General features: G+C 65.3%; 9 protein-coding genes. 1 reads left to right on the top strand and 8 read right to left on the bottom strand.

Features of this window, described 5'->3' with window-relative positions:
• Window positions 1–10 precede the first annotated feature (10 nt).
• The 5 genes from V7D81_RS21420 to V7D81_RS21400 all read right to left on the bottom strand — a co-directional run bounded on the left by V7D81_RS21420 (window position 11) and on the right by V7D81_RS21400 (window position 5,245).
• Window positions 11–1,276, bottom strand: a complete 1,266-nt coding sequence (locus tag V7D81_RS21420) for a hypothetical protein (RefSeq protein WP_324320133.1) — start codon at window positions 1,274–1,276, stop codon at window positions 11–13.
• Between the two features lie 11 nt (window positions 1,277–1,287).
• Entirely contained in the window at window positions 1,288–2,643 is a 1,356-nt protein-coding gene (locus tag V7D81_RS21415) for a DUF1552 domain-containing protein (protein ID WP_324320131.1), read from the bottom strand.
• 4 nt (window positions 2,644–2,647) lie between these two features.
• Entirely contained in the window at window positions 2,648–4,279 is a 1,632-nt protein-coding gene (locus V7D81_RS21410; protein ID WP_324320130.1) for a DUF1592 domain-containing protein, read from the bottom strand.
• A gap of 194 nt (window positions 4,280–4,473) precedes the next feature.
• Window positions 4,474–4,935 carry a c-type cytochrome gene (locus V7D81_RS21405; RefSeq protein WP_324320128.1) on the bottom strand — a complete coding sequence of 154 codons (462 nt, stop codon included), beginning with the start codon at window positions 4,933–4,935 and terminating at the stop codon, window positions 4,474–4,476.
• A 19-nt stretch (window positions 4,936–4,954) separates the two neighbouring features.
• Window positions 4,955–5,245, bottom strand: a complete 291-nt coding sequence (locus V7D81_RS21400; RefSeq protein WP_324320126.1) for a high-potential iron-sulfur protein — start codon at window positions 5,243–5,245, stop codon at window positions 4,955–4,957.
• 272 nt (window positions 5,246–5,517) lie between these two features.
• Here V7D81_RS21400 and V7D81_RS21395 point away from each other — a divergent pair, with 272 nt between their 5' ends.
• Window positions 5,518–6,168 (top strand): TetR/AcrR family transcriptional regulator, encoded by a 651-nt coding sequence (locus V7D81_RS21395; protein WP_324320125.1) that lies wholly within the window; start codon window positions 5,518–5,520, stop codon window positions 6,166–6,168.
• On the opposite strand, the gene V7D81_RS21390 is transcribed toward V7D81_RS21395, so the two are convergent.
• The 3 genes from V7D81_RS21390 to V7D81_RS21380 form a co-directional block, all read right to left on the bottom strand.
• Complete coding sequence (locus tag V7D81_RS21390) at window positions 6,125–7,009, bottom strand: TetR/AcrR family transcriptional regulator (protein WP_324320124.1); 885 nt, start codon at window positions 7,007–7,009, stop codon at window positions 6,125–6,127. The genes V7D81_RS21395 and V7D81_RS21390 overlap by 44 nt on opposite strands.
• Window positions 7,010–7,213: 204 nt before the next feature.
• Window positions 7,214–10,177: a TonB-dependent receptor domain-containing protein gene (locus V7D81_RS21385; RefSeq protein ID WP_324320123.1), complete on the bottom strand. Its 2,964-nt coding sequence runs from the start codon at window positions 10,175–10,177 to the stop codon at window positions 7,214–7,216.
• 341 nt (window positions 10,178–10,518) lie between these two features.
• Window positions 10,519–12,036, bottom strand: coding sequence for a M48 family metalloprotease (locus V7D81_RS21380; protein WP_324320122.1), 1,518 nt, complete (start codon window positions 12,034–12,036; stop codon window positions 10,519–10,521).
• Window positions 12,037–12,224 lie beyond the last annotated feature (188 nt).

The raw sequence follows: 12,224 nt of genomic DNA, 5'->3' as shown, positions 1-12,224 counted from the left end.
CTTCTTCATTTCAATTCCCCGCATTGGCCAGGTTTTTCGGCGGCAGGATCACGGCCGTCGGTCCAGCCTGCATCTTCGACTTCGGATCGATCACGATGCCGTCGACGACGCGGATGGACGGAATCGCCGCCATCGTGCGCTGCGGCTCCGGCACGGCCTGCGACCTGTACGACTGCACGGAGGCGACCTGCTGCGCCGAATCCGGCGTCATCACGAACGCGGGAAGGGCATCGACGCGCAGTGCATAGGAAATATGCGTCTTCTCGCCCTTCGGTCCGCTCGGGCTGTAGTCGGCATTGCGTTGCAGGGCGTAGTACACGCCCGGCAACTGCACCCACGTCAGCGACTCGATCACCGGGCCGCGCGCATTGACCCAGCCGGTGTACACGTCCTTCCACGGGCGATAGCCGCCGACGTAGCCGGTCAGCGATCCATCCGCTTTCATTTCGAACCTGACCTGCGCGCGCAGCAGTTCGAGATCGCGCCAGTAGGCGGGCTCGCGCAGCATGCCCGTGACAGGTTTCGTCGAAGTGATGACGCCGTTCTTCGATTGCGCAGGAAAGATGGCTTCGTATTTTTCGTCGGGCTTGATGCTGAAGGTGTAGTCGCGAGCGATGTTGCCGTTGCCGTCCTTCACCATCTTGTCGGCACTGACGAAGAAGCCGACCGTCACGTCCTTGTCGTTCAGCGGATCGTCGCCCTTGCCGGCAACGACGATCACCGTGGTCCAGCCACCGTTGCGCATCGAGTCGTTGAACTGCAGCGCGCCGCTCGACAGGCGCGGCGGGCCGCGATACGTCTTCCAGCAGCCGACGGTGCGGTAGAACTCGTTGTCGATGCCCTTCTCGCCCGTCGGGCTGGTGAAACCGTTCTTCCTGTTGCCGTCGAGATCGATGCCTTCGCCGATCGTGCCGCTGACGCCGACCAGCCCCGGATCGGGCGTCGATGTCGGATGCACATAGACGTTCGCGCGATCCTTGCCGCGGAACGCCATCTGGTTCTGGCCGTGCACGGGACTGCGCGTCGGATTCGCAGGATTGCGCAGCCACTTTGCTTCTTCTTCGGTGTAGCCGGCGTCGACCAGCACCTTGATCCAGTCGATTTCGGGATTGGTGCCGGCGGGACAGTCGGTGCCCGGATCGATGACGCCGTCCTTCGCGCCGTAGTACATCGCCGGCTCGTTCCATTCGACGACGTAGGTCTTCGTCCAGCCGGCGTTAGCGATGCCGGGCAGCGCGACGGCGGCGAGCGCCAGTACGGCGGCACAGTGGTTCATGGGCACACTCCTCATGCCATGACTTCGCTGATCGGGTTCGAGGTCTTCATGGAGCCCGCACCGAATTCGCCGATCGACGCGCCGGCGAGCTGCATCGCCGTAAGCGACACGCGCGTCACCGAATCGCCGTGACCGGCGATGTGCTGGCCGGCCTTGTGCCGCCCGCCCGCGCCACCGGCGAGGAACATCGGAATGTTCTCGATCGCATGGATCTTGGCGTAACCGGTATCGCTGAACGCCAGCACCAGCGAATTATCGAGCAGCGTGCCGTCACCTTCCTTGATGGCATCGAGTTCGGCGAGGAAGGCGCCGAGTCCCTGCATCACCAGGCCAGCGAGCCGGCTGGTTTCCGGCTGGTAGCCGAGCTTCGCATCGGTCGGTTCGTCGTGCGTGATCTGGTGATAGATCTTGCTGTTGCCGGCCATGTAGGTTTCGGACGCGCCCGAGGTGTGCACGAACGTGAACACGCGCGACTGGTTGCAGGCGAGTCCCATGGCGAGCAGCTTCGCCAGCGTCTTCGTGTTCTCGTTCACGAGTTCGACCGAGGCGCCGCGCGCAATCTCTTTCGGCGCGGCCGGGATCACGCAGGCTTCGCATTTCTCCGGCTTCTGCAACTGGACGGCGAGCTGGTTTTCCATGTCGCGCACCGAGCTGAAATACTGATCCAGCTTCACCTGGTCATCCTTGCCGAGCCCCTTCATCAGCGCCTTGCGCTCGTCGGTGACGGCCGAGAGCACGCTCTGGCGCAGCATGATCGACGGATCGGGCTTCCAGTCGTCGCTGTTCGGATCCTGGAAGTCGGGCCCGAACAGACGCGTGTACAGCGCGAGCGGCGTGACGTCGGGCGAAGCAAACGTCGAACCGGTGCGCGTGGAATAGCTGACCGGCTGACGCGAGATCGACGCATCGACGTCGATGGACTTGAAGCGCGTGCCGGTACCGATCGCATCGGCCACCTTGGTGTCGAACGACGGCCCGTCGAAGCGGCTGGCCGTCGCCGGCGCGATGCCGGAGAGGATCGATGCGTGACCGCTCCAGTGCACGAGATTCGCGCGCCCGTCGCCGATGACGCGAAAGCCGGAGAACACCGAGACCTTGTCCTTCACACCCGCGATGGCTTCCAGCTCCGGCATGACTTCGTAGCCGGCACCGACCTTGGTCGGCACCCAGCGCGTGCCGCCGGTCGGCGTATCCGTCAGGCCCAGTCCCCAGAAATAAGTACCGAAGCGCGTCGGCAGCGGCGCGCCGCTGGCTAATGCGGTGCCGTTGGTATTGAGGAACAGATCGAGCACCGGCAGACCGACCGATACGGCCGTGCCACCGATGAGACCTCGCAGAACCGAACGACGGGTGAGACGCGTTTTCATCGCACTACTCCGCAGGTGAAGGCGACGGCGCCGCCGTGCTGGCGACCGTCGCGGCATTCGATGCCTGCTTCGGCATCGCGACTCTGAAGAACTCGGGGCTGGCGGCGACGCTCGCGACCAGATCGGGAAAGCGATAGCCGCTCGCAGCGAAGGCCTGCGTCTGCGCGGCGAGATAGGAACGATCGCGTCCGACTGTCTTCTGGCCGACGCCATATTGATAGACGTTGCGGACCAGGCACGCCGGCACGCGCGGCTCGTTGCGCAGGTAGTCGCCGAGACCTTGGGCACCGTCGAACTTCACGTCCTTGAGTTCCGCCGTCACGTCGATGGGCATGCCGTTCTCGATCGTGCGCAACTGGCCGAGGCCGTCGAAGTGTTCGAGCGCGAGACCGATCGGATCGGTGCGCCGGTGACAGCCAGAGCAGCCTTCGTTCTCCATGTGATCGAGCAGGCGGCCGCGCACCGTGCCCTGCTTGCTGTCCTGCACCTTGGAGAAGTCGACGTTCGCCGGCGGCTGCGGCGTCGCCTGACACATGAAGATCTCCAGCACCTTGATGCCGCGGCGCGTCGGCGATGACGTGCCGGGATGCGCGTTCAGCGCGAGGAAACCGACGTCGGTCAGGATGCCGGAGCGTTCGGAGGATTCGGGAAACCGGTAAGTCGTCCACTCCGCCTTCGATGCGAACGGCACGCCGTACACCGAGGCCAGCGGCCGGCTGATGAACGCTTCGTTCGAGGTGAACAGATCGCGATAGTCGCCCTGCTTCTCGACCAGCAGATCGACCGTGCGCAGCAGCATCTGCTCGCGTGCGTTCTCGGCGATGGACTGATTGAACTTGGGATAGATCGCCGGATCCTTGACCAGGTTGCCGAAGCCGTCGAGCTGCAGCATGTCGGCGAAGAAGGCGCGCGCGCCCTGCTCGAACTTCGGCGAGGCGATCAGGCGCGCGATCTGCCTGTCGAGTTCGTCCTGCGAATGCAGCGCACCGCTGCGGGCCGCGGCCAGCAAGTCGGCATCGGGCGCCGAGTCCCAGATCAGGAACGAAAGGCGCGACGCCTTGGTGTAGGCATCGAGCCGGTACTGCCCGGCGTTTGCGGGATCAGGCTCCGCCATCTCGATGCGGAACAGGAAATCGGGCGCGACCAGCAGGCTCGTCAGCGCCAGCTTGAGACCGGCGTAGAAATCGCCGGCCTGCTTCGCACCGAGGGCAGCAGACTTGAGTCGCACCTGGACTTCGCTTGCAGCGAGCGGCCGGCGGAACAACCGCTCGCCCTGGCGTTCGATGAAGGCCTGCGCACAGGCGTCGTCAGGTGCGGCGGGATCCTGCGGCGTGCAGCCGACGAGTTTCTCGCGACGCTTGTCGTCCAGCGCCTGAGCCGCGATGTTGCCGGCGAGCGCGAAGTACTGTTCGAAACCCGCCGAGGTGAGCGAGAGTTCGGCGCTGCCGAGTGCGAGCAGTCCGTCCTCGCGACGTTCCGGCTCGAAGCGGGCTTCGATCTTGACGTCCGGCCCGAGAACGTCCGCGATGGTGTGCCGGTACTGCGATTCCGTGATGCGGCGCAGGGCCACCTTCACCGTGTCCGCATTCTGTGACGCGGGGGCCGCAAACGACGCGGCCGCGTGTGCGATTGCCACGCAAGCCAGCACTCCCAGCGCAGTGTGCTTCTTCGACAATGTCTTCCCCCTCACCGCGGCGGGCGGCGCCGGCGGCATGATCGGACCGTAGTACATTACTGGAGCGAACGTCAATTTACAGACAGGCCGTCGGCAGGGTTCTTGACGTTACTTGAGCCAGGCGGCGGTCCCGCCTGTGTTGCGGACGCAACGGGTCAGTCTTCTTCCTCGCGGAACCGGTCGTGGCAGGACTTGCACGTCCCGCCCAGTTCGCGCCATTGCGCCCGGATGGCGCCGACATCGCTGCCCGCCGCGACCTGCACGAGTTTGCGGGCGTGCTCGCTCATGGCGTCCTGTGCGGCCTTGAACTCCCCGCCGGACTTCCAGATCTCGGGTTTCGCCTGGGTATCGATTTCCGACTCCGGTCCGCTGCCCGCCGGGAACCAGAACGGCTGCTGCTTCGCCAGCTCCTCGATCTGCCGGGCGTTGTAACGGATGCTGGCGAGCGACGGCGACGACGCTTTCAGTTCGTCGCCGACGGCCTTGAATGCGGCGCCGATGTCGCGAAGTCCCGCCTGCCGGCCCTGGATGATGGGCTCGGGATCGAAATCCTCATCGGCGAGAACGAGCGCGGTGCAGGCGAGCAGTACGGCGGCAGGAACGATCGAGCGTTTCATCATCACCCTCTTCTGCATGTCAGGCGCGCCGCGTCCAGGAAACGCAGTGCCCCTTCGCATTCACCTGTCCGCGCAGTACTTCGCAGTGGCCGCAGCTGCTGCCGGCATCGGCCTTGAAGAAGGAGCAACCGCCGCAGACTTCCGCGGCGTCGGCGCCCGCGTCGATGTAATCGAGCGATTCGCGCATCTCGTGTTCGCTGTCCGGCAGTTCGTCGGGATCGACGCATGCGCCGTACGCCGCCTTCACCGCGAGCGCCACGGGCACTTGCAGGCCCATGAAAAGGAAGCAGCGACGGCGGATGGCTGACATGGACGGCTCCTCAAATGCCGGTTTCGCGCTGTAGATACGTACTAATGGTGAGACAGTCAATAGAATTGTCGATCCTTGGCACGCACTGCTTTTCTTCTGTAGGTCAGGCTTCAGCCTGACAGTGCTCAGGCCGGCTGAAGCCGGCCCCACAGGAGGAGGTCCACAGGAAGAGGCCCCACAGGCAAAAGGTCCACAGGCAAAAGGTCCACAGGCAGAAGGTCCACAGGAAGAACGCTCGCTCAAGCAAGCGCCGTTGGGCTATAACCTCACGCATGCCCCGCACTGCCGCACAGAAGACAGCAAAGCATCCGACGCCGCCGAAGGGCCGTCGCCTCGCGCCCGAACTGCGTCGCGCGCAGATCCTCGACGCCGCCGCGCGCATGGTGGTGGAGCAAGGCTATCTGCCGCTGCCCATCGAACAGCTCGGCCGGCTGGCGGGCGCCAGCAAGGCGCTGGTCTATGCCTACTTCCCGACGCAGTACGCGCTGTTCAATGCCCTGCTCGATCGCGAATTCCAGGGCCTGACACTCGCCGGGTTCGACACGGCCTCGCGGATCGGCGATCTGGACCAGGCCGCGCAGCTGTGCGCGATCATGTATTACGAACACGTGGCGCGCAGCGGGCCGCTGCTGCACATCCTGATGACGGACCTGTACATGAAGGGTCACATCGAACCGCGCCTGCGGCAGCAGCGCGATGCGGTGCTGCAGCGCCTGCTGGCGCTGGCGACGCCGGCGCTGCCGCTGAGCGAGGCGGAGATCGTCGCCGCGGTCGAGATGATGACGGCCATTCCCGAAGAGGCCGGGCGGCTGGTCTTCAACAACGAACTCGATCCGACGACGGCGCGTCAGATCTGCAACGGGCTGATCGCGAGCAGCCTCAAGGCGCTGCGCGCGCCCGCGAAGGTGTCGATCCCCGACTGACCAGATCGCGCGACCCCTGCAGCATCAGCGTCAGGCACAGGCGCTCGGCGGCTTCCTCGGAAATCTTCCCGTCCGCGATCACCTTGCCGGCGCGCAGGCACAGGGTCGTGAGCACGACGGTCGTGCCGAGCGCCAGCGAGCGCGGAATGCCGTACAGCTCCATCAGGTCGCTGGCGTGCGACTGCACTTCGGTATCGCGCTTCTCGCGGTTTTCCGCCCGCAGCATGGCCCGCACGCCCGGGCTGCTCAGCAGGATCTGCAGCAACCGGCCGCGCTGCCCGATGTGCCGCAGGTAGGCGCGGGTGATGCGGGTGATGCGTTCGTAGTGATCGTCGGTGCGGCTCAGCTCCGCTTCGCGCGCCGCGCTGATGCGGGCGAACTCGCGGCGCGCCAGTTCGCCGAACAGTTCTTCGCGGCTGCGGAAATAGTTGTAGGACTGCGTCTCGCTGATGCCGGCGATGGCGGCGATGCGCTTCATGGTCGCTGCGTGCAGGCCCTGCTGCGCAATGAGATCTTCGGCGACTTTGAGCAGCTGATCGCGACGCGCGGACGGATCGAGGCGCGTGCGCGAACGGCGCGAGGACACGCGCACGGACGAGAACACGACGTCGTTGGAGGCTTTTTCCGGCGCGGCCGGCAGCGGTTCGCGCGGCGGCTTCTGTCCCGCCGCGACCTTCACCCAGTAGCCGCGGGTCGGATACGGCACCAGCAGCCGGTTGCAGATCTTCGCCAGCGCACTGCCGCTCAGGCCGACTTCGCGGGCCACCGTGCCCAGCGGTTCGCTCCAGACGCGCCGATGGAGTTCCTTGCGGCTCAGCGCAATCGGGGGTCGTCGCGTCATGTGGGGGAAAAGAATCCGGCTGCAGGAAGTCGCCCCGACGCTATCGAGCGTCATGGAGAGTGTCAACGTTGCCGTCCCGGCGATCCGGCGCGAAGCGCCGGGCAAGCCTGACGCAGTCGTGTCACGTTGGGGGTCGTCAGCGCCTGCCCGGCCTTCGCAGTCGGAAGGGGATGCGGCTCCGCGAAGGCCGCACCCCCTGCCCGATCAGAACGTCTTGGACAGACCGAGCTTGAAGACCCGGCCCACCGGACTGCCGGTGAACGGGTCGTAGCTCAGATCCAGACGCGCGAACGAGGGATCCTCATCGAACACATTCAGTACCGAGAAATTGATCGTCGTCTGCCATGGCAGCGAGGCCCGGTAGGTGAAGTCGTTGATGAGCGTCGACTCGACCGTGCTGCCGGGATCGCCGGGACGGATGCCGGCGAACGTCGTCAGCGACTCGCCGGTGCGCGTGTCATCCATCTCGCTGAGATAGCGCGCCGTCCAGCGCAGGTTGTGGATGCCGAAGCCGTAGTCGACGTAGCCGCTGGCCTTCCAGCGCGGCAGCGAGCCGGCGGCGCCGCGCGTACCGACGTAGTCGCCCGCCGCCAGCACCTGGATGCCTTCGATGATGGTCGCGCCCTGGTCGTACTCCAGGTTGTAGGTGCCGTCTGCGCCGATCAGCAGATTGCCGGGGCCGACATCGCGGAACAGGTAGGACAGGCTCCAGTCGATGCCCGACACCGTGGTGTTGGTCTCGCTGTTGCTGGACTGCACGCGCGTCCTCACCAGATTGGCGATGGCCGGCTGGTTCGGCGTGGCGGCACTGCCGCAGCCCGTGCCGGTGAACGTGAAGCGATCGCGCAGCGCGGCGTACGCCGGATCGATACAGCGTGTCGCGTACGTTGCCGGATCGAAGTTCGGATCGTAGAACGCCCGCACCATCGCCGTGCCCGAATCGGCGACGATCTCATCCTCGATCTCGAAGCTCCAGTAATCGAGCGAACCGCTGAAGCCGCCGGCCTTGACGATCATGCCGACGTTGAACGCCAGCGCCGTCTCCGGCTGCAGATCCGGATTGCCGTAGTTGTCGTAGGGTTTGTACGTGACCGCCTGCGCCGTGAACGCCGATGCGGTGTACATGAAGCCGGGCTGAGTGATCGTGGCCGGCGGCGCACGGAAGGTCGTGCTGACCGAGCCGCGCATCACCAGCGCATCGAAGGGCTGCCAGCGCAGCGCGAGCTTCGGATTCGTCGTGTCGCCGATGCCGCCGCCGTAGTCTTCGTAGCGCACGGCGAGCTGCGCATTCAGCGAATCGTGCAACGGCAGGTTCAGTTCCGCATAGGCCGCGTGGACTTCCTGAGTCAGGTCGTAGGCGGAGAGCGGGCCGAAGAACGAGAAGGCACCGGATTCCACTGCACACGTGGCGGCCGGATTGATCACCGACTGCGGGCACGGCGTGATGGCGGGATCGGACAGGTTGTCGGGATCGCGCACATAGCCGTTCTCGCGATACTGCGCACCGACCGCCCAGCCGATGTTGCCGCCGGGCAGCGCGAGTCCCATTTCACCGGCCAGCACGGCGTCGATCGACAGCACGCTCTGTTCGAGTTCGTAGGCGTAGTCCTCGAACATCCAGTCGATGACGTCGATGCTGTTGGGCGCGGTCACGCCGGCGGGATTCTGCTGTCCCGTGATGATGTTCTCCGCCACGCCGGTCGAGAACGGATTGAACCAGAGACAGCCGTTCTGGCCCGGCGTCGTTCCCGTGCAGTTGGCGCCGCCGAGTCCCGACAGGGCACGACCGAGGCGCGCGACGAGCATGTCCGGCGTCGCCACATCAGCGCGCGTCACGCTGTAAGTCGCCGCCGTATCCCAGCTCATGGTCTGGCCGAACGTGCCGTTCAGACCCAGCGAGAAACGATAGCCGTCGAAGTTGCGCTGGTCTTCCTTGCCTTCGCCGGTGAGCGGATTGCCGCCGACGCCGATCGGCCGCCACAGCAACCCGCTCGCCACCACGCCGCCCGTCCCGTTGATGAGCGCCTGTTGCGCCGGCGTCAGCTGCGGCAGCAGTGCCTGCAGACCGGGGCTGGCCACTGGAATGAAATAGCTCGGCGCACCGCCCGAGGCACCCTGGTTCGGCGCATAGGACGGCGAGGAGTTTTCCTTCTCGACGTTGTGGGCCGCGTACAGCGCCTCGAAGTGCAGCGAGGTGTTCTCGCCGATGTCCTGATCGAACTGACCGTAGACCTGGTAGTGCTCTTCGTCCTCCACCAGGTTGTCGAAGGCCAGGTACTGGAATGAACAACCGTTGGCCACGCCGGCGGCGACCGGCGAACCGGTGCGTCCGTCGGGACCCGTGCCCGTGAACGTGCCGCCGAGGTTCTCGCATTGCGGATCGACGACGCGCGTCGCAAAGCCGGCGCCGGTGAGGTACAGGCCCGGGCTGCCCGAACCGCTCCATCCGCCTTGCGGATTTTCGGCCAGCGGGTGCAGCGCCCAGTCGCGCTCGCGCGCCGGCAGTTCCGAACGCGCGCGATAGCCACCCGTCAGCAGCAGGGAATTCGTCTCGCCCTTCCAGCCGTACGCGACGTTGGCGCCATAGTCGCCGTCGGAACCGTCGATGTAGCTGTACGTACCATCGACCTGCAGACCTTCGAAGTTCTCGCGAGTGATGAAGTTGACGACGCCGGCCATGGCATCGGAACCGTAGGTCGCCGCTGCGCCGTCCTTCAGCACTTCGATGCGGCCGATGGCCGCGGTCGGCAGCAGATTGATGTCCACGCCGACGCCGATGGCGGGATTCGGCGCGAGGCGCCGGCCATTCAGCATCACCAGCGTCCGCGTCGAACCGATGCCGCGCAGGTTGACGTTGGCCGATCCGGTCGACTGGCCTGCGCCGAACTGATTGGAATCTCCCATCACGCCCTGCGAGGACGGCAGCGCCTTGGCGATTTCCACCATCGACGGCGCACCCTGCTTCTGCAGATCGTCCGCGGTCAGCACGTCGATCGGCAGCGCCGCATCCTCGGCGGCGCCGCGGATGAACGAACCGGTGACGATGATCATTTCGATTTCGCTGGCCTGCGGCGATGTCGTGCTTTCCTGCGCGACACTGGCACCGCCGGCAAGCGCCAACGCAACACCCATGGCCACGGATCCGCAGCCCACTCTGCGCTTCAACATGCTCAATTCCCCCTGTCAGAATTTCATTCGCGGTCTCGATGAACCGCTCCCCGATGCGACGGGGATCATGCAACCGTCTTATTGACGTTTCAACCACTAATTGAAGCAATGCGACGAGACGAATGGGGATCGTTCGTTCGGCGGAAGCGCCAATTTCGCCAGCCGGATTCGCTGCAATGCAGAACCGCGGCGGTTGCAGCTACCAGACCTTTGCATTTATTGACTGGCTAACCAGTATCTCTGTGGGGCCGGCTTCAGCCGGCCGGGAAAGTTCTGGCCGGCTGAAGCCGGCCCCACAGGAAGAAGCAGTCCGGGAAGGAGGACCGCTTGAGAAAGCAACGTCAGGCGCTGATGCGCTCCCAGAACCGCTGCGCCTCGCGCTTGCGGCCGCGCTCGATGAGATAGCCGTAGCCGAGCTGGCCGGCCTCTTCGACCAGCGCCGGATCCTGCAACGCCGCATGCGTCAGATTCTGCAGGCCGTGCTCGTTGCCGCGTTCGAGCAGCATGCGACCGAGCAGCAGATGCGCCTTGCCGAACTTGTCGCCGCGACCGACCAGCAGCTGCAGTGTTTCCATGGCATCGAGTTCCTGGCCGACGTCGAGCAGCAGCGTCGACTTCTCCCAGAGGTCTTCGGATTTGAGATCGGAAGCCGGCGTGCTCTCGTACTGTGCGATCTTCCAGCGCGCTTCGCGGATCGCCTCGTGCCGCTTGCGCCAGGCCGGCAGGTATTCGTCGGCCCACTCCCGATCGAATGCCTGCAGCAGGACGGCCGCCTGCTCGCCCAGCAAGCTGAGCGAGGACTTTTCCGGCGCCTGCGTCGGCAGTTCGGGCGTCACGTCGAGCGCGGCCAGGCGCTCGCCGAGCCCTGGATGCGTATCGTCGTGCGATGCGTACGTACGCAGGCTCTCATCCAGCCAGTCGCGGCGCGACCACTCCTTCTGTGCCATGGTGAAGACGCGCGGCAGCAGCGAATACGGCAGGTAGCGCGGTTCGGGATGCGCCTCGATCTGGTCGAACAGGCGCTTCCAGAACACTTCGGCGAGAAAGCGGCCCATCAGATCGACTTTGATCAGCGCCCGCGCCAGCACCTTCGCATGAGTGGCGCGCGCCGCGGCGCGATCCGCCGCGTATTCGTGATTGCGCGCGAGCACGAAGGTGTAGGCATCGAAATACGGCGTGTACCAGGCATAAAACGAGGCCAGCGCCTGTTCGAACAGGCCGTTCGGCTCCGCCAGCTTCCGGCGCAGCTCCTCCCACGTGACGCGCTGGCGATAGATCCACGCGCTGAACTTGCCGTGCGCGCCGCCGAAGTGACCGATCTCGTGCGCGAGTACGGTCTTGAACTCGGCGATGCTGAGCGCGGCCAGCAGCGGCACACCCAGCTGCAGATGATTGCTGTAGTTGCCGAAGATGCCCCAGCGCGGAATCTGCCAGATGCTGGCATTGAACTCGCGGTTGAGCGTGACCGAATCGATGCGAATGACCTGGGTCTTGCCTTTGCGCCGCACCGCCATCTTCTGCACGATTTCGTCGATGGCGGCGAACAGTGCAGGGACTTCTTCGCGCAGCAGTTCGCGTCCCTGCGGCGCCTCGATACGCACCCACAAGGCACGCACGATCGCGAGCAGCGAAACGACGCCGCCGAGCAGACTGATGACCGTCATGATGCGCGGCCGCCCGCCGGTCAGCAGCGGCGCGATCAGGAACCCGCAGGCGACGAGAATCGCCAGCGCCACCAGCGCAATCGCGGCATAGCCCAGCGCCGCGACCGCGCCGACCTTGAACGCATAGGCGCGCGGATTGTCATCCGACTCGCGTTCCAGCCGACCGATGAGAACGGAAAATGCCGACGTGTCCATGCGCTCTTCCGCATTGGCGAAGGGCGGCAGATTACGTCGCACCCGGGGCGGGCAAATTTGAACCAGTTCTCATTTCTCCGTGCACTGTGGGGCCGGCTTCAGCCGGCCTGCTGCTCTCTGTAGGTCAGGCTTCAGCCCACTAGTGTCCGGTTAAGCCACTACCGCGCGCGCGGAACTGACTGATCCAT

This window comes from Povalibacter sp. (genome assembly GCF_036735925.1).
Taxonomy (GTDB): Bacteria; Pseudomonadota; Gammaproteobacteria; order Steroidobacterales; family Steroidobacteraceae; genus Steroidobacter.
This window is presented reverse-complemented; position numbering and strand designations above follow the sequence as displayed.